This is a genomic window from Streptococcus oralis subsp. dentisani, from assembly GCF_007475365.1.
Taxonomy (GTDB): Bacteria; Bacillota; Bacilli; order Lactobacillales; family Streptococcaceae; genus Streptococcus; species Streptococcus mitis_AX.
Map to the genome: position 1 here is coordinate 133,039 of NZ_CP034442.1, position 22,168 is coordinate 155,206.

23 protein-coding genes are annotated in these 22,168 nt (G+C 43.0%); 21 read left to right on the forward strand and 2 right to left on the reverse strand.

Going from position 1 to position 22,168, the window contains the following annotated elements; all coding sequences use genetic code 11:
• Positions 1 to 209 precede the first annotated feature (209 nt).
• From EJF26_RS00710 to EJF26_RS00755, 9 genes are all read left to right on the forward strand, one after another.
• Positions 210 to 590 carry a hypothetical protein gene (locus tag EJF26_RS00710; protein WP_000856380.1) on the forward strand — a complete coding sequence of 127 codons (381 nt, stop codon included), beginning with the start codon at positions 210 to 212 and terminating at the stop codon, positions 588 to 590.
• Between the two features lie 188 nt (positions 591 to 778).
• On the forward strand, positions 779 to 1,471 hold the full coding sequence (locus tag EJF26_RS00715; protein ID WP_000240126.1) for a phosphoglycerate mutase: 693 nt from the start codon (positions 779 to 781) through the stop codon (positions 1,469 to 1,471).
• Between the two features lie 121 nt (positions 1,472 to 1,592).
• Entirely contained in the window at positions 1,593 to 2,294 is a 702-nt protein-coding gene (locus tag EJF26_RS00720; protein ID WP_000323384.1) for an ABC transporter ATP-binding protein, read from the forward strand.
• Position 2,295: 1 nt separating this feature from the next.
• Entirely contained in the window at positions 2,296 to 4,995 is a 2,700-nt protein-coding gene (locus EJF26_RS00725; RefSeq protein WP_000710472.1) for an FtsX-like permease family protein, read from the forward strand.
• Positions 4,996 to 5,139: 144 nt separating this feature from the next.
• Positions 5,140 to 5,409 (forward strand): 30S ribosomal protein S15, encoded by a 270-nt coding sequence (rpsO, locus tag EJF26_RS00735; protein ID WP_001018251.1) that lies wholly within the window; start codon positions 5,140 to 5,142, stop codon positions 5,407 to 5,409.
• A 620-nt stretch (positions 5,410 to 6,029) separates the two neighbouring features.
• On the forward strand, positions 6,030 to 7,076 hold the full coding sequence (locus EJF26_RS00740; RefSeq protein ID WP_000949330.1) for a FecCD family ABC transporter permease: 1,047 nt from the start codon (positions 6,030 to 6,032) through the stop codon (positions 7,074 to 7,076).
• 1 nt (position 7,077) lies between these two features.
• Entirely contained in the window at positions 7,078 to 7,833 is a 756-nt protein-coding gene (locus EJF26_RS00745; RefSeq protein ID WP_000363106.1) for an ABC transporter ATP-binding protein, read from the forward strand.
• 19 nt (positions 7,834 to 7,852) lie between these two features.
• A complete protein-coding gene (locus tag EJF26_RS00750; protein WP_000753254.1) occupies positions 7,853 to 8,863 on the forward strand; it encodes an ABC transporter substrate-binding protein in 1,011 nt (336 codons plus the stop codon).
• On the forward strand, positions 8,844 to 9,536 hold the full coding sequence (locus EJF26_RS00755; RefSeq protein ID WP_000175785.1) for an alpha/beta hydrolase-fold protein: 693 nt from the start codon (positions 8,844 to 8,846) through the stop codon (positions 9,534 to 9,536). The genes EJF26_RS00750 and EJF26_RS00755 overlap by 20 nt, the downstream gene beginning before the upstream one ends.
• A 42-nt stretch (positions 9,537 to 9,578) precedes the next feature.
• Here EJF26_RS00755 and EJF26_RS00760 read toward each other — a convergent pair whose 3' ends face one another.
• Positions 9,579 to 10,328 (reverse strand): lysophospholipid acyltransferase family protein, encoded by a 750-nt coding sequence (locus EJF26_RS00760; protein ID WP_000500173.1) that lies wholly within the window; start codon positions 10,326 to 10,328, stop codon positions 9,579 to 9,581.
• Between the two features lie 132 nt (positions 10,329 to 10,460).
• On the opposite strand from EJF26_RS00760, the gene EJF26_RS00765 reads away from it, so the two are divergent.
• The 6 genes from EJF26_RS00765 (at position 10,461) to EJF26_RS00795 (ending at position 17,552) form a co-directional block, all read left to right on the forward strand.
• Positions 10,461 to 12,797 carry a cation-translocating P-type ATPase gene (locus EJF26_RS00765; protein ID WP_025168940.1) on the forward strand — a complete coding sequence of 779 codons (2,337 nt, stop codon included), beginning with the start codon at positions 10,461 to 10,463 and terminating at the stop codon, positions 12,795 to 12,797.
• A 101-nt stretch (positions 12,798 to 12,898) separates the two neighbouring features.
• A complete protein-coding gene (locus EJF26_RS00770; protein WP_000624083.1) occupies positions 12,899 to 13,576 on the forward strand; it encodes a tRNA (adenine(22)-N(1))-methyltransferase in 678 nt (225 codons plus the stop codon).
• Positions 13,563 to 14,360 (forward strand): Nif3-like dinuclear metal center hexameric protein, encoded by a 798-nt coding sequence (locus EJF26_RS00775; protein WP_000881164.1) that lies wholly within the window; start codon positions 13,563 to 13,565, stop codon positions 14,358 to 14,360. Before EJF26_RS00770 ends, EJF26_RS00775 begins: the two co-directional genes overlap by 14 nt.
• 16 nt (positions 14,361 to 14,376) lie before the next feature.
• Positions 14,377 to 15,480, forward strand: a complete 1,104-nt coding sequence (locus EJF26_RS00780; protein ID WP_000754628.1) for an NAD(P)/FAD-dependent oxidoreductase — start codon at positions 14,377 to 14,379, stop codon at positions 15,478 to 15,480.
• A 103-nt stretch (positions 15,481 to 15,583) separates the two neighbouring features.
• A complete protein-coding gene (gene galE, locus EJF26_RS00790) occupies positions 15,584 to 16,603 on the forward strand; it encodes a UDP-glucose 4-epimerase GalE (RefSeq protein ID WP_001156515.1) in 1,020 nt (339 codons plus the stop codon).
• Position 16,604: 1 nt separating this feature from the next.
• Complete coding sequence (locus tag EJF26_RS00795; protein ID WP_004246373.1) at positions 16,605 to 17,552, forward strand: glycosyltransferase family 2 protein; 948 nt, start codon at positions 16,605 to 16,607, stop codon at positions 17,550 to 17,552.
• Between the two features lie 98 nt (positions 17,553 to 17,650).
• Here the strand turns inward: EJF26_RS00795 and EJF26_RS00800 are convergent, their stop codons facing one another.
• Positions 17,651 to 17,854 carry a ferredoxin gene (locus EJF26_RS00800; RefSeq protein WP_004246691.1) on the reverse strand — a complete coding sequence of 68 codons (204 nt, stop codon included), beginning with the start codon at positions 17,852 to 17,854 and terminating at the stop codon, positions 17,651 to 17,653.
• Between the two features lie 45 nt (positions 17,855 to 17,899).
• On the opposite strand from EJF26_RS00800, the gene EJF26_RS00805 reads away from it, so the two are divergent.
• From EJF26_RS00805 to EJF26_RS00835, 6 genes are all read left to right on the forward strand, one after another.
• On the forward strand, positions 17,900 to 18,394 hold the full coding sequence (locus tag EJF26_RS00805; RefSeq protein ID WP_000410184.1) for an SAG1386/EF1546 family surface-associated protein: 495 nt from the start codon (positions 17,900 to 17,902) through the stop codon (positions 18,392 to 18,394).
• A gap of 9 nt (positions 18,395 to 18,403) precedes the next feature.
• Positions 18,404 to 19,078: a (d)CMP kinase gene (gene cmk / locus EJF26_RS00810; protein WP_000849393.1), complete on the forward strand. Its 675-nt coding sequence runs from the start codon at positions 18,404 to 18,406 to the stop codon at positions 19,076 to 19,078.
• A 118-nt stretch (positions 19,079 to 19,196) separates the two neighbouring features.
• Positions 19,197 to 19,703 (forward strand): dihydrofolate reductase, encoded by a 507-nt coding sequence (locus EJF26_RS00815; RefSeq protein ID WP_000162311.1) that lies wholly within the window; start codon positions 19,197 to 19,199, stop codon positions 19,701 to 19,703.
• 201 nt (positions 19,704 to 19,904) lie between these two features.
• On the forward strand, positions 19,905 to 21,137 hold the full coding sequence (gene clpX, locus EJF26_RS00825) for an ATP-dependent Clp protease ATP-binding subunit ClpX (protein ID WP_004240351.1): 1,233 nt from the start codon (positions 19,905 to 19,907) through the stop codon (positions 21,135 to 21,137).
• 8 nt (positions 21,138 to 21,145) lie between these two features.
• Positions 21,146 to 21,733, forward strand: a complete 588-nt coding sequence (gene yihA, locus EJF26_RS00830) for a ribosome biogenesis GTP-binding protein YihA/YsxC (protein ID WP_000405203.1) — start codon at positions 21,146 to 21,148, stop codon at positions 21,731 to 21,733.
• Positions 21,734 to 21,742: 9 nt separating this feature from the next.
• The gene (locus EJF26_RS00835) at positions 21,743 to 22,123 is read left to right on the forward strand and encodes a RidA family protein (protein WP_000598015.1); all 381 of its coding nucleotides are present in this window, start codon (positions 21,743 to 21,745) and stop codon (positions 22,121 to 22,123) included.
• Positions 22,124 to 22,168 lie beyond the last annotated feature (45 nt).

The following is a 22,168-nucleotide window of genomic DNA, read 5'->3' on the forward strand; positions in this document are numbered from 1 at the left end:
AAGTTCTTTTTAGCCTGTCCGTGTAGATAATTAATATAATCAACTATTCAGTTTTCTCATAATTTTATATTTCTACTAATTATAAAGAGACTATAGAACTTAAAATTATTTTTTGAAAATCAATATTTATTATAAAATATTATAAGACTGTTTAATTTTTAGAGAAATTATGATAGAATAATACCTATAAAAATTTTAAGGAGATTATTATGAAAACAAATACACTTGCTCGTGTTAACGCTATTTTTGGTCTTATTTCAGGAATTGTATTGCTTTTAGCGCCAGTCATCATGTTTATGATGGCTGTTGGAGCTGCTGCAGCGACTGAAGACGCAGATGTAACACTTGGAACATTGACAGGGATTTCAATTATTTTGTTATTGGTTAAAATTGCTGTTTTGGTATTGGGAATTGTTGCTATTGTTTATTATAAAGATGATGAACGTGTTACGAATGCACCTTCTGTTTTGCTCATTGTAGGTGGTGCGGTCGGTTTGATTCCACTTTTGGGATGGGTAGGTGGAATTCTAACCATTATTGGTGGTTCACTCTACTTTGGAACATTGAAAAAATTTGTAATTGAAGAGTAGTAGTTTTTTAATTATTTAGGAGAGACTGCTTCATTTTCTGTTGAGAACAATTATGATAATATAATAAAGAGAAGGCTGAGAAGCTCTTCTCTTTTTCGTTGATTTTCACTAGCTTTTTTGTGAAAAATTGTGTAAAATGGAATAGATAAACGAGGACAACCTCGAAAAATAAAAGGAGAATCCATCTAATGGTAAAATTGGTTTTTGCTCGCCACGGTGAGTCTGAATGGAACAAAGCTAACCTTTTCACTGGTTGGGCTGATGTTGATTTGTCTGAAAAAGGAACACAACAAGCGATTGACGCTGGTAAATTGATCAAAGAAGCTGGTATCGAATTTGACCAAGCTTACACTTCAGTATTGAAACGTGCGATCAAAACAACAAACTTGGCTCTTGAAGCTGCTGACCAATTGTGGGTTCCAGTTGAAAAATCATGGCGCTTGAACGAACGTCACTACGGTGGTTTGACTGGTAAAAACAAGGCTGAAGCTGCTGAACAATTTGGTGATGAGCAAGTTCACATCTGGCGTCGTTCATACGATGTATTGCCTCCAAACATGGACCGTGATGATGAGCACTCAGCTCACACTGACCGTCGTTACGCTTCACTTGACGACTCAGTTATCCCAGATGCTGAAAACTTGAAAGTAACTTTGGAACGTGCCCTTCCATTCTGGGAAGACAAAATCGCTCCAGCACTTAAAGATGGTAAAAACGTATTCGTAGGAGCTCACGGTAACTCAATTCGTGCCCTTGTAAAACACATCAAACGCTTGTCAGACGACGAAATCATGGACGTGGAAATCCCTAACTTCCCACCATTGGTATTCGAATTCGACGAAAAATTGAACGTAGTTTCTGAATACTACCTTGGAAAATAATCTATAAACAGAAAGCCTAGATTACTAGGCTTTTTTGTTTTTGCTTCCAGTTTCCAACTAGTTGAAAAAGCGTTATAATGATAGTAAAGAGTGACTTAATTGTAAGAAAGAGAGAAGGACGATGGCTTATATTGAAATGAAACACAGCTACAAGCGTTACCAGGTTGGGGATACGGAGATTGTGGCTAATCGTGATGTGAATTTTGAAATTGAAAAAGGGGAGCTGGTTATCATACTTGGCGCTTCAGGTGCTGGAAAATCAACCGTTCTCAATCTCCTAGGAGGTATGGATACCAATGATGAGGGGGAGATTTGGATTGATGGTGCCAATATTGCCAACTATAGTTCTCACCAACGAACAAACTATCGTCGTGAAGATGTGGGATTTGTTTTTCAGTTTTACAATCTGGTCTCCAATCTGACAGCCAAGGAAAACGTAGAGTTGGCCTCAGAAATTGTAGCTGATGCCCTAGATCCAGAGCAAGTGCTCAAAGACGTAGGTCTGGCTCATCGCCTGAATAACTTTCCAGCCCAGCTTTCTGGAGGGGAGCAACAGCGAGTCTCCATTGCACGCGCTGTAGCCAAAAATCCTAAAATTCTCCTCTGCGATGAACCGACAGGTGCCTTGGATTACCAGACGGGGAAGCAAGTCTTGAAGATTCTCCAAGACATGTCTCGTCAAAAGGGGGCGACAGTGATTATCGTGACCCACAATGGCGCGCTAGCCCCTATTGCAGATCGGGTGATTCACATGCGCGATGCAACGGTTAAGAGCATGACGATCAATGAGCATCCGCAGGATATCGATACATTGGAGTATTAGCATGAAAAAAGCATATCGGAAAGACCTAATTCAGTCAGTGACGACATCAAAGGGACGCTTTGTTTCTATCTTGACCTTGATGACGCTGGGTTCTCTAGCTCTAGTAGGTCTTAAAGTAGCCAGTCCAAACATGGAACGTACGGCAGAGGATTATCTCCGTAAAGCCAATACTTTGGATCTGGCCGTGATAGCTGATTATGGCTTGGACAAAGAAGACCAAGACGAACTAAAGACCCTTCAAGGAGCAAGTGTTGAGTTTGGCTATATGGCAGACCTAACCGTTGAAAATAGTGAAGAAGCGGTTCGACTTTATTCCAAACCAGAGAGCATTTCAACATTCCAAGTGACAGAAGGGCGACTGCCAGAAGCTGATGAGGAAATTGCCCTAGCCGACTTCTGGAAAGACCGCTATCATATTGGAGAAACCATTACCTTTACCAAGAAAGAAGAAAAGTCCGTTCTAAAATCCCAAACTTTCACAATTACTGGATTTGTTCAGTCGGGTGAAATCCTTTCTAAAGAAGATTTAGGAAGCGCTAGTAGTGGAAATGGAAGCTTGGCTGGCTATGGAGTGATTTTACCAAGTCAGTTTGATTCAGATGTTTATAGTATTGCGCGTGTGCGCTATGATGATTTAAAAAATCTGGATGCTTTTTCATCAGACTATAAGACCAAACGAACCCAACACCAGGAAGAGTTGCAAGAATTGCTGGCCGATAATGGTCAAAAAAGATTAGCAAGTATCAAAACAAATGGGCAAAAGAGTCTGAAAAATGGGAAAGAACAGCTCCAAACTGCTGAAAGCAACCTTGAAAATGGCAAGAGTCAGTTAGAGCAGACCGAAAGTCACTTGAAAACGCAAGAAGAACAAGCGACCGCTTTACCAGAACCACAAAAGAGTCAAGCCAAGGGACAGCTGACAAAAGCAAAGGAAGAACTGGCGACTAAAAAAGAAAAACTGGCTCAGACAGAGAGTGATTTAACTAAGGAAAAAGAGAAGCTAGAACAGCGTCAGAAAGAGCTTGATGAACTGACAGAGCCGAAATACCACGTATACAATCGCCAAACCATACCAGGTGGACAAGGCTACCTCATGTACAGCAATGTATCAACAAGTATCCGTTCTATCGGAAATATTTTCCCCGTGGTGCTATATATGGTCGCTGCAATGGTGACCTTTACAACGATGACTCGCTTTGTAGACGAAGAGCGCACAAACGCCGGTATTTTTAAGGCCCTAGGTTACCGGAATCAAGATATAGTTGCCAAGTTTGTTCTCTATGGTTTTCTTGCAGGAACTGTGGGAACCATTATAGGAACGCTACTAGGACATTATTTTTTAGCAGGTGTTATTTCGGATGTTTATACAGCTAGAGTGGTTGTTGGAAAAAGTCACGAGTATTTCTATTGGTCTTATAGTCTCCTTGCCCTAGCCTTGAGTTGGGTATCTAGTGTTTTGCCGGCTTATCTGGTGGCGCGAAGGGAACTACACGATGAAGTAGCCCAACTCTTGCTTCCCAAACCTCCCGTTAAGGGATCAAAGATTTTACTGGAACGTCTGAACTTTATTTGGAGTCGTTTGAGCTTCACTCATAAGGTTACTGCGCGAAATATTTTCCGTTATAAGCAACGGATGTTGATGACCATTTTTGGAGTTGCAGGTTCAGTTGCTCTCTTATTTGCAGGTCTGGGCATTCAGTCATCTGTGGGAGGAGTTTCCGAGCGCCAATTTGAACAAATCCAGCAATACCAGATGATTGTAGCGGAAAAGAGCAGTGCGACGGAGCAAGAAAAAGCAGATTTAGAAAGTGCCTTGCAAGCGGAGCCTATCCATGCTTATCAAAAGATTTACTCTAAATCCATTGAAAAAGATTTCAAAGGAAAAGCAGGGCTTCAAACCATCACCATGATGGTTACTAGTAGAGAAGACTTCAAGCCCTTTATCGTATTAGAGGAAAAGGGGCAAGAAGTGCAGGTTACCGATGGAGCGGTATTGAGTCAAAAACTAGCTCAACTAGCAGATGTTACGGTTGGAGACAAGCTGGAGCTTGATGGGAAGGAAATCAAGGTCGCGGCTATTTCTGAAAATTATGTTGGACACTTTGTTTATCTCAACAGAGCGACTTACGAACAAGTGTATGGCACTAGTCCACAAGACAATACCTATCTAGTAAAATTAAAAGAGCCAACACCTTCCAATACGGAGAAAGAAGCGGCTACCTTCATGGAAAAAGCTGCTGTTTCTGGGGTCGTCCAAAATGCAACGGCTATCCATCTCTTTGAATCCGTGGCTAGTTCGCTCAATAAAACCATGGCAATCCTTGTCCTTGTTTCCGTCTTGCTAGCCATTGTCATTCTTTACAATCTCACTAATATCAATGTGGCAGAACGTATCCGTGAACTTTCGACTATCAAGGTTCTCGGTTTCCATAATAAAGAAGTGACTCTCTATATCTACCGCGAGACCATGGTGCTATCCCTTGTGGGAATTTCTCTCGGTTTGGTAGCCGGCCACTATTTACATCAATTTTTGATTCAAATGATTTCACCTGCTACCATACTTTTTTATCCACGAGTCAGCTGGGAAGTCTATGCTCTTCCAATCGTCGCAGTGACTGTAATCTTAGCCTTATTGGGTCTCTTTGTCAATCACCACTTGAGAAAAGTGGATATGCTCGAAGCCCTGAAATCAGTAGAGTAATTCACGGTTTTAAATAGTAAATCAGTTGACAAAGTCTTTGCTTCTTGGTAGAATAAGAACTGTCGTAAAGACAAATAACTTCTTCTTGGTTACAGGCATGCCAACCTGTCACTCGGATGAAGCCAAACAAAAAGGAGAAACATCATGGCAATCTCAAAAGAGAAAAAAAATGAAATCATCGCACAATATGCACGTCACGAAGGTGATACAGGTTCAGTAGAGGTTCAAGTTGCTGTCCTTACTTGGGAAATCAACCACCTTAACGAACACATCAAACAACACAAAAAAGACCACGCTACTTACCGTGGATTGATGAAGAAAATCGGTCGCCGTCGTAACTTGCTTGCATACTTGCGTAAAAACGACGTTAACCGTTACCGTGAGTTAATCAACTCTCTAGGACTTCGTCGTTAATCTTGCGTCTAAAACGTTTCTATACTTCGTTGCCTTCGCCTCGATGTACCATCAGTACAATCTTCGGCTTGTCGCCTAGTCTATAAACGTTTTATCCAGCAAGAATCATGATGCTAAGGGCGTTAAAAATCCGTATGAAAATAGGGAAAGGACACAGTGTTCGATGAACACAAGGAGTTTCATCTTTTTCACTAGGATTTTAGCCCGAGCTCAAATCAGCTCTCTGACTTCAGAGGGCTTTTTGTTTTTGCCAAGTGCTTAGGCCGTGTTCAATTGAGCATATCTTGATAATGAAGCTACTCTAAATTGGGTAGCTTTTTTACTTTTGTCACCTTACCTCGATATACTCAAGTATAATCTTCGGTTACGGTTCCTAGCACTGTAAGGTAAAATAAACCAGATTTTCTCCCTTCGGGGAGATTTTTTATTTCGCTAAAATTTTCGTACAATCTTCGGCTTGTCGCCTAGTCTATAAACGTTTTAGCCCGAGCTCAAATCAGCCCTCTGATCTCAGAGGGCTTTTTCTATATATATTTCCATCCTTGTTCATTTAATGAAAATATGGTATACTTTTTATGAGAATTTTCTAAATTTTTAAGATTCTATCAAAGGAGGTTTGCATGCTTTCCAAATTTTCTGGAAGCCGACGGGACCTGCAATTCGTGTTACTTTTAGGTGTTTTGCTAGCTGTTTTAGGGATTTCGCTCTTTCTAGCTGTTTCTATGGGATCCGTTGCGATTGATCTAGGCGATACCTATCGGATTATTTTGAGCAGGTTGGGGTTTCCTCTTGAGATAGGAGAGGTTTCCAAGTCCACTCTTGCCATTGTATGGAACATGAGATTCCCCCGAGTGTTGCTGGGTCTGATAGTAGGGGCTGGTCTTTCCATGTGTGGCAGCGTGATGCAGTCCACAGTGAACAACCCCATCGCTGAGCCCTATGTCTTAGGCATCTCTGCGGGTGCAACTCTGGGTGCAACCTTGAGCATCATTCTTGGTTTGAAAGTGATGATTAGCCTTGGAGCTTTTCTTGGAGCTATTTTGGCAACAATCGCTGTCCTTATCATTGCCTCTATGCAGGGAAGGATGACGACTTCCAGTCTGATCTTATCAGGAACGGTTGTCAACGCTCTCTTTCTGGCTTTTTCCAACTTTATTATCTCTGTTGGCGCTAATGCGGATAGTGTGATGACCATTAAGTTTTGGACCATGGGCTCGCTTGCAGGGACTACCTGGTCTGACTTAGTCCTGCCAACTATGGTAGTAGGAATGGCCTTTCTATTTTTCGCTACTCAGTATCGCGTTTTCAATGCAATGATGATGGGAGATGAGGCTGCTTTAACTTTGGGGATTCCCTTACGCTTTTATTGGTATCTTTATGTGACAATGGTGGCTGTGCTGACAGCTGTCTTGGTGGCTACTTGTGGGATTATTGGATTTGTTGGTCTGATTACTCCTCACTTAGCTCGAGGCTTAGTAGGAACGAATTACAGGAGACTTTTTCCTGTTGCGACCATACTTGGTGCCCTCTTTGTGGTCTGGGCAGATGTACTCTCCCGTATCACCATTCCAAATGCAGAGCTGCCTATTGGTATTTTCACAGCCTTAGTAGGTGCTCCCTTCTTTATCTACATTGTTGGAGGTAGGCGAAGGGAGGTGAGGGTCTGATATGGACTTGATTTGTCAGGATATCCATTTTGGACTAGGAGAGAAAAAAATCTTAAAAGGAGTTTCTCTTAAGGTTGAGGGGCATCAATTTCATACGATACTAGGGCCAAATGGAAGTGGAAAAACCAGCCTGCTTAAACTCCTCTATCGTCAGGAAAAGGCGGACAAAGGCTTGATAAGCCTAGATGGAAAGCCGCTGGAGCATTGGTCACTCAAAGAAACAGCTAAGCAAATGGCGGTCGTCACCCAGTTTAATCAATTGCAGTTTGATTGTACAGTTGAGGAAATCGTCTTGCTGGGAAGAACGCCTCACCTCTCTTTTTTACAGAAAGAAAAAGAAAGGGATTATGCCCTCGTTCAAGATGCTCTCGTCAAGGTGGATATGCTTGAGAAGAAAACTCGTCTCTATTCGTCTCTTTCAGGTGGGGAGAAACAGCGAGTCTTATTAGCACGCGCCTTGGCGCAAGAACCGACTCTCTTGCTCTTGGATGAACCTACCAATCACCTGGATATCAAGTACCAGTTAGACTTGTTGGCCATTGTGAAGAATCTCAAGGTCAATGTACTAGCTGTCTTACATGATATTCAACTTGCTTGTCGCTATTCGGATTATCTCTATCTGATGAAAGAGGGGGAAATCCTTTATCAGGGGACTCCGCAAGAGACCATCACCTCTGAGTCATTGCAAACTGTGTATGGCGTTCAAAGTCAGGTTACTTGGACCGAGGATCAGCAAGCTATGATTCACTATTTATAAGAAAGAAAAGGAAAACAAGATGAAAAAAACACTAAGCATTTTACTCGTAACAGTAGCTACCCTAACCATGGCAGCTTGTGGTAACACTACTACAGAAAAAGCTACCACACAGTCTAGCACAGAAACAAGTCAAAAGGCTAGCACAGAGACGACTTATCCACTCACGGTCAAGACATATGATGCTAAGGGAAATGAAGTCGAACAAGTCTTTGACAAGGCACCTGAAAAAGTTATCACCAATAATCTTTCAACTACTGAAATCTTATTGGAGCTAGCCTTGAAGGATAAAATTGCTGGCATGCTCAACCCTGACAATGCTGTGACGGACAAATACAAGGACGCGATCGCGACGATTCCTCAAATTGGTGATAAAAAAACAGTCTCTCAAGAGACAGTCCTTTCTTATGAACCAGATGCGGTGATGGGTCGAAACATGATGTTTTCTGAAAAATCCTTGGGGACAGTTAGCACTTGGAATGAAAATAAAATCCCAGTCTATACGCAAAAAGCCTCTCTCTCAACGATTCAGCAAGATTTAGGGAATATTGTAGAAGATGTCAAAAATCTTGGAATGATTTTTAATGTTCAGGACAAAGCTAATGAATACGCGGCGCAATTACAAGCTAAAATTGAGGCTGTTAAAAAAGCTAATCCAGCAAGTCAAGGTGAAAAGAAAAAGGCCTTGATTATGGTTGCTTATAACGACGAAACCTTTGGTGCCTACAAGTCTGCTTTGCAAGAAAGCTTGCTAAATCAACTTGGTTATACCAACGTTGCAACGGGAACATCAGGCTTGACCTTGGAAAATCTCGTGTCAATGGATCCTGAATTGATTATCTATGTAACCAGCGACCGCAATAAAAAATTGGATGCCAACGCAGTAGAGTTGATGAAGGCAAATGAAGTTTTGGAAAACGTTCCTGCAATTAAGAATCAAAAAATCATGACCATTTCTTACGATGAGTTGATGGACTATGGTCCAGCAGTGATTGATTCCCTTGAGAAAATCAATGACTTTATCAATAAATAATGAGTTTGATTGGGAAGGGATCCAAGTCAAGGTCAGCCTTCCTTCGACCTATGATCCCAATCAAACCTATCCAGTTATTCTCTTGAATGATGGAAACTTGGATTTCCTATCATCCCTTTCAGAATCTGTGATTTTAGTGGGCTTGATCTCTAAAAATCGCCTAGACGACTACACTCCCTGGAAGGCATCGGCTCTGAGAGAGGGGGCTCCAGATTTTGGTGGTCAGGCAAATGCCTATCATGGTCATTTATTTGGAGGTCTTTTAGACAAGTTGCAGTCGCTTTATCGCCTGGACAAAAATCGCCTTGTTTATGGGGGTTACTCACTAGGTGGTTTGGCGGCTGTATACAGTCTTTTCCATTTTGACAAGGTCTCCTGTATCTTCTCTATCTGCGGTTCCTTTTGGTATCCTGATTTTACGACTTATTGCAGAGATGAAAAGGTGAAAAATTTGGACTGTTTGCTGTATTTACAGAATGGTCAAACAGAAGGAGCCCATCATACCAATCGCTTAGCTCAAGCACCAGCCTATGCTGAGCAGATCCATACCAGTCTTCAGCAACGCTATCCGACTGGTCAGTTTGTCTTTGATCCTTATGGGCATCATGAGCAAGTAGCTGAGCGATTTGTGTCTTTTTCTAACTGGTTGGCAAAGAAATGGGAAATCAAATAAAAGAATTATCCCTTGGCAAAAGCCAAGGGATAATTGTATTTTTTAACCAAGAGACTCTCTCTTCTTATCTGGATTCCAGATAAAGCTTGCGATGAAGGTAAAGATAATCGTTAGGATACCAACAATCACAGCAAGGAAGAGGGCAGGGATGCGGACAAACCACCAGAGTGGATTTGGTTTTTTATCATTGTGCCATTGCTTGGTTTCTTCGTCCAAACGTTGGAATTCTGCTTGGATACGGTCTGCAACCATTTCAATCCCTTCATCATTCATTTTCTTGATGTCTGAGATATCGATAGGATTTCCAAAGTTCATATCGACACGTTCACGGCTGACCAAGCCTTTCAAGGTCATAGGGCCTGTGTAGGTGACAGGCATGATACGGACCTTAGCCATTTTAGCAATCAAGGCAACTCCCCCCTTGACATCGTTTGAGTGACGGCTCCCACTTGGAAACATGATGAGAGAGCGGTCGCTTTTTTTGAGGACATTGATAGGGTATTTGATGGCAGAGGCACTAGGATTTTCCCGGTCGATAGGAAAGGCGCCACACATACGGATCCACCAGCCAAAGATACGGTTGTTAAAAAGCTCTTTTTTGGCCATAAAGATGAACTGTTTTGGCTTGGTCGCAAAAGCCATGTATACTGGATCCCACCAGGTACGATGAGGTGCGACGAGGATATAGTTTTCATCTTGACTAGGGATTTTATCAGTATTGTGATAGTGGGCATTGCCATTGATGGACCACAAGATCAGCATGACTAGTCCACGCAAATAAGTATAAAACATGAGATCTCCTTCGATTGTATTGCTTTTATTATTATACCTTATCAAAAGACTACTGGCAAACTTTTTCAGTTATCAGCCAACAGTTTTAGATGGGATTAGAATTCTTTTAAAAAAAATGATATGATAGAATTTATGGATAAAAATAAGATAATGGGATTAACCCAAAGAGAAGTCAAGGAAAGACAGGCTCAAGGTTTGGTCAATGACTTTACCGCATCAGCCAGTACCAGTACTTGGCAAATCATCAAACGAAATGTCTTTACCCTTTTTAACGCTTTGAACTTTGCCATTGCTTTGGCGCTAGCATTTGTACAGGCTTGGAGCAATCTGGTCTTTTTTGCGGTTATTTGCTTTAACGCTTTTTCTGGGATTGTGACCGAGCTACGGGCCAAACACATGGTGGACAAGCTCAATCTTATGACCAAGGAAAAGGTCAAAACCATCCGTGATGGCCAAGAAGTCGCTCTTAATCCGGAAGAATTGGTTCTAGGAGATGTCATTCGTTTGTCTGCTGGGGAGCAGATTCCTAGTGATGCGCGGGTTTTAGAAGGTTTCGCAGAAGTCAATGAAGCCATGTTGACTGGTGAGAGTGATTTGGTGCAAAAGGAAGTGGACGCCTTGCTTTTGTCTGGAAGTTTCTTAGCCAGTGGGTCAGTTTTGGCTCAAGTTTACCATGTTGGGGCAGACAACTATGCTGCTAAGCTCATGCTGGAAGCTAAGACTGTGAAACCCATCAACTCCCGTATCATGAAATCGCTGGACAAGCTAGCAGGTTTTACTGGGAAGATTGTCATTCCATTTGGTCTGGCTCTCCTCCTAGAAGCCTTGATGTTAAAAGGCTTGCCCCTCAAGTCATCCGTTGTAAATTCGTCGACAGCTCTTTTGGGTATGTTGCCCAAGGGAATCGCCCTTTTGACCATCACCTCGCTCTTGACTGCGGTGATTAAGCTGGGTCTGAAAAAGGTTTTGGTACAGGAGATGTACTCTGTTGAGACCTTGGCGCGCGTGGATATGCTCTGTCTGGACAAAACGGGCACCATCACCCAAGGAAAGATGCAGGTGGAGGCGGTTCTTCCACTGACGGAAGTTTATGGTGAAGAAACTATTGCCAGCATCCTGACCAGCTATATGGCCCATAGTGAGGATAAAAATCCGACAGCCCAAGCGATTCGCCAGCGTTTCCAAGGACAAGTAGCCTATCCGATGCTTTCCAATCTTCCTTTCTCAAGCGACCGTAAGTGGGGAGCTATGGAGTTAGAGGGTCTGGGGACGGTTTTCTTAGGGGCACCTGAGATGTTGTTGGACAATGAAGTCCCAGAAGCCAGAGAGGCCTTGGAGCGAGGTTCTCGTGTCTTGGTCTTGGCTCTCAGTCAGGAAAAACTAAATCATCACAAACCACAGAAACCATCTGATATTCAAGCTTTGGCCTTGCTGGAGATCTTGGATCCCATTCGAGAAGGAGCCGCTGAGACCCTAGACTATCTCCGTTCTCAAGAAGTGGGACTTAAGATTATCTCTGGTGACAATTCTGTGACCGTCTCCAGCATTGCCCAGAAGGCTGGCTTTGTAGACTATCACAGCTATGTAGATTGCTCAAAAATCACGGATGAGGAATTGATTGATATGGCTGAGACAACAGCTATTTTCGGACGTGTTTCCCCTCATCAAAAGAAACTCATTATCCAAACCCTGAAAAAAGCGGGTCATACAACAGCTATGACAGGGGACGGTGTCAATGATATTCTGGCTCTTCGTGAAGCAGACTGTTCCATCGTGATGGCTGAGGGAGATCCGGCAACACGTCAGATTGCCAATTTGGTTCTCTTGAACTCAGACTTTAATGATGTTCCTGAGATTCTCTTTGAAGGCCGGCGTGTGGTCAATAACATCGCCCATATCGCACCGATTTTCTTGATTAAAACCATCTATTCCTTCCTGTTAGCAGTTATCTGTATCACCAGTGTTCTTCTGGGACGGTCTGAATGGATCTTGATTTTCCCTTTCATTCCGATCCAGATTACCATGATTGACCAGTTCGTGGAAGGTTTCCCACCATTTGTTCTAACTTTTGAGCGAAATATCAAACCTGTTGAGCCAAACTTCCTCAGAAGATCCATGCTTCGTGCCCTACCAAGTGCACTTATGGTTGTGTTCAGCGTTCTCTTTGTGAAAATATTTGGAGCGAGTCAAGGTTGGTCTGAGTTAGAAATCTCAACTCTCCTCTATTATCTCCTTGGGTCTATCGGTTTCTTATCCGTATTTAAAGCCTGCATGCCATTTACCCTCTGGCGTGTCCTCTTGATTGTTTGGTCAGTAGGAGGCTTCCTGGCTACAGCTCTTTTCCCAAGAATCCAGAAACTGCTTGAAATTTCGACACTTACAGTACAAACATTCCCTGTTTATGGGGCCATGATGTTGGTCTTTACGGTGATTTTCATCTTGACAAGTCGTTACCAAGCGAAAAAATAAAGAAAGACTGCAATCTGTGGATTGCGGTCTTTTTAGGTGCAAGATTGCTAGCCGAAATATGGTATAATAAAAGGTAATAGAGTTTTGGAAAGTGAGAGAAGATGATTTCAAAGAGATTAGAATTGGTGGCGTCCTTTGTGCCACGGGGGGCCATTTTACTAGATGTGGGGAGTGACCATGCTTATCTGCCAATCGACTTGGTTGAAAGAGGACGAATCAAAAGTGCCATTGCAGGTGAGGTGGTGGATGGCCCCTACCAGTCTGCGGTCAAGAATGTTGAAGCTCACGGCCTAAAGGAGAAAATCCAAGTTCGTTTAGCCAATGGTTTGGCAGCTTTTGAAGAGGCAGACCAAGTATCGGTTATCACCATTGCTGGCATGGGTGGTCGTTTGATTGCTACGATCTTGGAGGAAGGGTTGGACAAGCTAGCTAATGTAGAGCGTTTGATTCTCCAGCCAAATAATCGTGAAGACGACTTGCGTATCTGGTTGCAAGACCACGGTTTTCAGATTGTAGCAGAAAGCATTCTAGAAGAAGCTGGGAAGTTTTATGAAATTCTAGTTGTGGAAGCGGGACAAATGAAGCTATCAGCCAGTGATGTCCGCTTTGGTCCCTTCTTGTCCAAAGAAGTCAGTCCAGTCTTTATCCAAAAATGGCAAAAAGAAGCAGCTAAGCTAGAATTTGCTCTTGGCCAAATCCCAGAAAAGAATCTGGAGGAACGTCAGATTCTGGCAGATAAGATTCAAGCCATCAAGGAGGTGCTCCATGTTAGCAAGTGAAGTAATACAAGCTTATGAAGCTTTTTGCCCTCAGGAATTTTCTATGGAGGGAGACAGCCGTGGTCTGCAAATCGGTACTCTAGACAAGGATATCCAAAGAGTCATGGTTGCCCTTGATATTCGCGAAGAGACGGTGGCAGAGGCCATTAAAAAGGATGTAGACTTGATTATCGTCAAGCACGCGCCGATCTTTCGTCCGATAAAGGACTTGGTCGCCAGCCGTCCGCAAAATCAGATTTACATCGACCTCATCAAACATGACATTGCCGTTTATGTCAGTCATACTAATATCGACATTGTCGAGAATGGCCTCAATGACTGGTTCTGCCAGATGTTAGGAATCGAGGAGACGACTTATCTGCAGGAGACGGGCCCTGAACGTGGGATTGGGCGGATTGGGAATATTCAGCCTCAGACCTTTGGAGAATTTGCCAGTCATGTCAAGCAAGTCTTTGGCCTAGATAGCCTTCGAATGGTGCATTATCAAGAAAGTGATTTGAAGAAGGAAATTTCAAGAGTGGCCATCTGTGGTGGTAGTGGACAGTCATTCTATAAGGATGCTTTAACAAAGGGAGCAGATGTTTATATAACTGGTGACATCTACTACCACACTGCCCAGGATATGTTGTCTGATGGCTTGTTGGCATTGGATCCAGGACATTATATCGAAATCCTTTTTGTAGAAAGAATCGCTGAACTCCTTACTCAATGGAAGGCAGAAAAGGGCTGGACTATTGATATCTTGCCTAGTCAGGCATCGACTAATCCTTTCCACCATATCTAGTTAGAAGGTGAAGACAATGAAAAAAGTTGCCATTATTGGAGCAGGGATTGTGGGTGCAACAGCTGCCTACTACCTCTCGAAAGAAAGTGACCTAGAGCTGACCGTTTTTGACCATGGACAGGGTCAGGCTACCAAGGCAGCAGCAGGAATTATCAGTCCTTGGTTTTCCAAACGCCGCAATAAAGCCTGGTACAAGATGGCGCGCTTGGGGGCTGACTTTTATGTGGATTTGTTGGCTGGTTTAGAAAAGTCTGGTAAGGAAATTGACTTTTACCAGCGTTCGGGAGTCTTTCTCCTGAAAAAGGATGAATCCAAGTTGGAAGAGCTCTATGAACTAGCCCTTCAGCGCAGGGAAGAATCTCCCTTGATAGGCCAGTTAGCTATTCTGGACCAAGCGTCTGCAAATGAATTATTCCCTGATTTGCAGGGATTTGATCGCCTGCTTTATGCTTCTGGTGGAGCGCGAGTAGATGGTCAACTCTTAGTGAATCGTCTACTAGAAGCCAGTCAGGTCAAGCTGGTCAAAGAAAAAGTGAGTCTGACACCTTTATCATCAGGTTACCAGATTGGCGAAAATGTGTTTGATCAGGTTATTTTGGCTACGGGAGCTTGGTTGGGGGATATTTTGGAACCTTTAGGTTATGAGGTAGATGTTCGTCCCCAAAAGGGACAACTCCGAGACTATCAGATTTCTCAAGACCTAGAATCTTACCCTGTTGTCATGCCAGAAGGAGAGTGGGATTTAATTCCTTTTGCAGGCGGGAAATTGTCCCTAGGAGCTACTCATGAAAATGACATGGGATTTGACTTGACAGTGGATGAAAGCTTGCTCCAACAAATGGAGGAAGCAGCCTTGCCTCACTACCCAGCCTTAGCTGAAGCTACTATAAGAGGTGAGCGAGTAGGAATCCGTGCCTATACCAGTGATTTTTCACCATTTTTTGGGCAAGTCCCAGGTTTAGCAGGTGTCTATGCGGCTAGTGGACTAGGGTCATCAGGTCTCACAACTGGTCCTATCATTGGTTACCACCTAGCTCAACTAATCCAAGACAAGGAGTTGACCTTGGACCCAGTAAACTATCCAATTGCAAACTATGTCAAACGAGTAAAAAGCGAATAAAAATTTTACTGAAATTTTAGCCTCCCCTCTAGGATGGCGAATGACATTCCCTATCAAAAATGGTAAAATAAGAAAAAATAATTCGAGAATCGAGGAAAAAAAGATGCAAGAAAAGATTTTGGTAACTGGCGGTGCCGGATTTATCGGAACCCACACTGTTATTGAGTTGATCCAAGCAGGTCATCAAGTCGTTGTGGTCGATAATCTTGTCAACAGCAATTGTAAGAGTTTAGAAGTTGTTGAGAGAATTACAGGAGTTGAGATTCCTTTCTATGAAGCAGATATCCGTGACACAGATACCCTAAGAGATATTTTCAAGCAGGAAGAGCCGACTGGTGTGATTCACTTTGCTGGTTTGAAGGCTGTTGGTGAATCAACACGTATCCCTCTTGCCTACTATGACAACAATATCGCTGGAACTGTCAGCCTTTTGAAAGCCATGGAAGAAAACAACTGTAAGAACATCATCTTCAGTTCTTCTGCGACAGTTTACGGAGATCCTCATACAGTTCCGATCTTAGAAGATTTCCCACTTTCAGTGACCAATCCATACGGTCGTACTAAGCTCATGTTAGAGGAAATTTTGACAGATATCTACAAAGCAGACTCAGAATGGAATGTGGTCTTGCTTCGTTACTTTAATCCAATCGGAGCGCATGAGAGTGGAGACTTGGGAGAAAATCCTAATGGCATTCCAAACAATCTCTTGCCTTATGTTTCACAAGTGGCAGTGGGCAAACTAGAACAAGTACAAGTTTTCGGTGATGACTATGAAACTGAGGACGGAACAGGTGTTCGTGACTATATCCACGTTGTAGACCTAGCCAAAGGTCACGTTGCAGCTTTGAAAAAACTCCAAAAAGGGTCAGGTCTTAACATTTATAATCTTGGGACAGGTAAAGGTTACTCTGTTCTTGAAATTATCCAAAACATGGAAAAAGCGGTAGGACGTCCCATTCCTTACCGTATCGTAGACCGTCGCCCTGGTGATATCGCTGCCTGCTACTCAGACCCTGCAAAAGCCAAAGCAGAACTCGGTTGGGAAGCTGAACTCGACATCACCCAAATGTGTGAAGATGCATGGCGCTGGCAAAGCAAGCATCCAAATGGATTTGAAGACTAAGATGATGATTTCGATCATTGTCCCTTGTTTAAATGAAGAGGAAGTACTTCCTCTTTTTTATCAGTCTGTTGAAGATTTGCTTCCAGAATTGGGAGCAGAGATTGAGTATGTCTTTGTGGACGATGGCTCAAGCGATGGGACCTTGGAGCTTTTGAAGTCCTATCGGGTGCAAAATCCTGCGGTACGTTATGTCTCATTCTCACGAAATTTTGGGAAAGAGGCGGCTTTATACGCAGGTTTGCAGCATGCAACTGGAGACTTGGTGGTCGTGATGGATGCAGACCTCCAGGATCCTCCTAGTATGTTGCTCGAAATGAAAGCCTTACTAGACCAGAATGCAGACTTAGACTGTGTTGGGACACGGAGGACCAGTCGGGAGGGAGAACCCTTCATTCGCAGCTTTTGTGCCGATCTCTTTTACCGCCTCATGCAAAAAATCAGCCCCGTAGCTCTGCCCTCGGGTGTCCGTGATTTTCGGATGATGAGAAGGTCTGTGGTGGATGCTATTTTAGCCTTAACCGAGTCCAATCGTTTTTCTAAGGGCCTCTTTGCTTGGGTGGGCTTTAAAACGCACTATCTTGACTATCCAAATGTCGAAAGACAGGCTGGCAAAACCAGTTGGAGTTTTAGGCAACTCTTTTTCTACTCGATTGAAGGGATTCTCAACTTTTCAGATTTTCCCTTGAGTATAGCCTTTGTAGCGGGACTCCTATCTTGTTTTATTTCTTTTATGATGACTGTTTTTGTAGTGTTTCGAACCCTTATATTGGGGAATCCGACATCTGGCTGGACCTCTCTGATGGCTGTGATTCTCTTTCTTGGAGGGATTCAACTTCTGACCATTGGGATTCTAGGCAAGTATATCAGTAAGATTTATCTAGAGACCAAAAAAAGACCACTCTATCTCATTAAAGAAAAAAGTGATCTTTCTATTTTGAAGGAAAAATAACCGAAAAAGACTATAATTTTACCTAGAAATATGCTAAACTAATAGATGAAGGGGTTAAAGTGATAAAAAGAATCTACAATATCAATCTCCCTTTTAAACTATGACGGATCTTTTAGAAGTGCACGTGTAGGACAATTTTTGATGGCCTCCAGAACATCGCTGGTCTCAGCGATTTCTCTTTGCAATTCAACTGGATCATCGTAAAATCGAACGATTCCATTATCGTGGTAATCAAAGAGTTCAGAATAGGTTTGGCAAAGCCCACAGGCGATGCATCGTTCAGGTATAAGTGTAAGTTTCATATTTATATTGTAATAAGAAAGTTTAAAAAATACAAGGAGTAAGGTATGGAAAAAGAACCATGGCAAGAAGATATTTATGAAAACAATGAGGAAGAATCAAGAACAGAGCGTCGTCGCCGTAAACAAAAGGGAAAAGGCGTTGTTGCCAATCGTGTCTTGACCGTTCTAGCTAGCCTCTTCTTTGTAATCGTTGTAGCGATGGTTGTCGTATTGATTTACCTTTCTACTGGAGGAAGTAACCGCACGGCAGCCTTGAAGGATTTTTATGATTCTTCAGCTCCATCGTCAACCTCTAAAGTGGAAGAGTCTTCTTCCTCTACTAGTAAAGTTCAAGAAACGAAAGAATCAACTCCTTCAGAAAGTAGTTCTGAAGAGCACACAGATGGGGAAGGAACACTTACTGTTCAGCCAGGAGAGGGTGAAGCCGCTCTTGCTCAACGTGCAGGGATTTCCATTGCCCAGCTAGAAGCTCTGAATCCTTCTCATATGTCATCAGGAACTTGGTTTGCCAACCCTGGTGATGTCATCAAGACTAGATAGGAGTCGGAAATGAAGACAATTCAAATTGCTATTGATGGTCCTGCTTCCAGTGGTAAGAGTACGGTCGCAAAGATTATTGCTAAGGATTTTGGTTACACTTATCTCGATACGGGCGCTATGTACCGTGCTGCGACTTATATAGCGCTCAAGCACCAGTTGGATGCAGGAAATGTAGACCAACTTCTTGAGCTTCTTAACCAACACCCTATTAGTTTTGGTCGCTCAGAAACAGGTGAGCAACTTGTTTTTGTAGGGGATGTTGATATTACTCATCCGATCCGTGAAAATGAAGTGACCAACAAGGTTTCAAGCATTGCTGCCATTCCTGAGGTGCGTGAGAAACTGGTTTCGCTCCAGCAAGAGATTGCTCAGCAAGGTGGTATTGTCATGGATGGGCGTGATATCGGGACAGTTGTATTACCACAAGCTGAACTCAAGATCTTCCTAGTAGCCTCTGTTGAAGAAAGAGCAGAGCGTCGCTACAAGGAAAATATTGCCAAAGGGATTGAGACTGACTTGGAAACTTTGAAAGAAGAGATTGCTGCGCGTGACTACAAGGATAGTCATCGTGAAACCTCACCTCTCAAACAGGCTGAGGATGCAGTTTACCTTGACACAACTGGACTAAGTATCCAAGAAGTGGTCGAAAAAATCGAATCAGAAGCAAAAAAATATATGTCCTAGGGACGAGAGGAGCAGGCTAGATGATGCCTGCTCCTTTTCTCTCTTTTGCGCGCGTTTCAAAACAGTCTTTTTGGGAGAATTTTGATAAAATAGTAATATCAATAAAAAGGACGGAAGCATGACAAAGAAAATCATAGCCATTTGGGCCCAGGATGAAAAAGGTGTGATTGGGAAGGAAGATCGTCTCCCTTGGCATTTGCCAGCTGAGTTGCAACATTTTAAGGAAACAACTTTGAACCACGCCATCTTGATGGGACGAGTGACTTTTGATGGAATGGGGCGTCGTCTGCTTCCAAAACGGCAAACCTTGATTTTAACGCGCAATAGCGAAGAAGTCGTGGATGGTGCGCTAGTGCTTCAAGATGTGGAGTCTGTTTTAGCGTGGTATCAGAGTCAGGAAAAAAATCTCTATATCATTGGCGGGAAACAGATTTTTCAGGCTTTTGAGCCTTATTTAGATGAAATCATCGTGACGCAGATTCATGCTCAGGTGGAGGGAGATACCTATTTCCCTGAAGAGTTTGACTTGTCTCGTTTTGAGACAGTCGCAAGCAAATCTTACACCCGAGATGAGAAAAACGACTATGATTTTACCATAGAATACCGAGAAAGAAAGGAAGTCTAATGGAGCGCAGTATATTTGGATTTTTTACAGCTTTTTTGTGTGTAATCTGTATCTTGACTGGAGCACAGGCTTTTCGTAAGAAGCGCTATGGACTATCTGCCTTACTCTGGTTGAATGCCTTTACCAATCTGGTAAATAGTGTACACGCTTTTTATATGACCTTATTTTAGATAGAATGAAAATATAGAATGGAAGGAAATCATGCCTACAAATAGGAAAAATGATATGATGGTTTATTGCTCATTTTGTGGCAAAAGCCAAGAAGAAGTAAAGAAAATAATCGCTGGGAACAACGCCTTTATCTGTAATGAATGTGTGGAGTTGGCCCAGGAAATCATTCGGGAGGAGTTGGCCGAGGAAGTCTTGGCAGACTTGTCTGAAGTGCCAAAACCAATCGAGCTCCTCAATATCTTGAACCATTATGTGATCGGTCAAGATCGTGCCAAACGTGCCTTGGCAGTAGCAGTTTACAACCACTACAAACGTATCAATTTCCACGATACGCGTGAAGAGTCAGAAGATGTGGATTTGCAGAAGTCAAACATCTTGATGATTGGCCCAACTGGTTCTGGGAAAACTTTCTTGGCCCAGACTTTGGCTAAGAGCTTGAACGTGCCTTTTGCCATTGCAGATGCGACAGCTCTTACTGAGGCTGGGTATGTGGGTGAGGACGTGGAAAATATTCTCCTCAAACTCTTGCAGGCTGCTGACTTTAACATCGAACGTGCAGAACGTGGGATTATCTACGTAGATGAAATTGACAAAATTGCCAAGAAGAGCGAGAATGTGTCTATCACACGTGACGTTTCTGGTGAAGGAGTGCAACAAGCCCTTCTTAAGATTATCGAGGGAACCGTTGCTAGCGTACCGCCTCAAGGTGGACGCAAACATCCGCAACAAGAGATGATTCAGGTGGATACTAAAAACATCCTCTTCATCGTGGGTGGTGCTTTTGATGGCATCGAAGAAATCGTTAAACAACGTTTAGGTGAAAAAGTTATCGGTTTCGGCCAAAATAATAAAGCGATTGACGAAAACAGCTCCTACATGCAAGAAATCATCGCTGAAGACATTCAAAAATTCGGTATTATCCCTGAGTTGATTGGACGCTTGCCTGTCTTTGCTGCTCTTGAGCAATTGACGGTCGATGACTTGGTTCGCATCCTGAAAGAGCCAAGAAATGCCTTGGTCAAACAATACCAAACCTTGCTTTCTTATGATGACGTTGAGTTGGAATTTGACGATGAAGCCCTTCAGGAAATCGCCAATAAGGCTATCGAACGCAAAACTGGTGCGCGTGGTCTTCGCTCTATCATCGAAGAAACCATGCTAGATGTCATGTTTGAAGTACCAAGTCAAGAAAATGTGAAATTGGTCCGCATCACGAAAGAAGCTGTCGATGGAACGGATAAACCAATCCTAGAAACAGCCTAGAGGTGATTATGGAAATCAATACACATAATGCTGAAATCTTGCTCAGTGCTGCAAACAAGTCCCACTATCCGCAGGATGAACTACCAGAGATTGCCCTTGCAGGGCGTTCAAATGTTGGGAAGTCCAGCTTTATCAACACCATGCTCAATCGAAAGAATCTGGCTCGTACGTCAGGGAAACCTGGGAAAACCCAGCTTCTCAACTTCTTTAACATCGACGACAAGATGCGCTTTGTGGATGTACCAGGTTATGGCTATGCCCGCGTTTCCAAAAAGGAACGTGAAAAGTGGGGGCGCATGATTGAGGAGTACCTCACAACTCGTGAAAATCTCCGTGCAGTGGTCAGTCTGGTCGACCTCCGCCATGACCCATCAGCAGATGATGTGCAGATGTACGAATTTCTCAAGTATTATGAAATTCCGGTCATCATCGTTGCGACCAAGGCAGATAAGATTCCTCGTGGTAAATGGAACAAGCACGAATCAGCAATCAAAAAGAAATTAAACTTTGATCCAAGTGACGACTTCATCCTCTTTTCATCTGTCAGCAAGGCAGGGATGGATCAGGCTTGGGATGCAATATTAGAAAAATTGTGAGGGAAAGAAATGATAAAAACAATTCATACAGATAAGGCTCCAAAGGCTATCGGACCTTATGTTCAAGGAAAAATAGTTGGCAATCTTTTGTTTGCTAGCGGTCAAGTTCCCCTATCTCCTGAAACTGGGGAAATCGTTGGAGAAACGATTCAAGAACAGACAGAACAAGTCTTGAAAAACATCGGTGCTATTTTGGCTGAAGCAGGAACAGATTTTGACCACGTTGTCAAAACAACTTGCTTCTTGAGCGATATGAACGACTTTGTTCCTTTTAACGAGGTTTACCAAACGGCCTTCAAAGAGGAATTCCCAGCTCGTTCAGCTGTGGAAGTAGCTCGTCTTCCTCGCGATGTGAAAGTCGAAATTGAAGTCATCGCAGAGATTGGATAAGCTAGTTGAAGTTTGGTTTTGCCAAACTTCTTTTGATATAAGGAG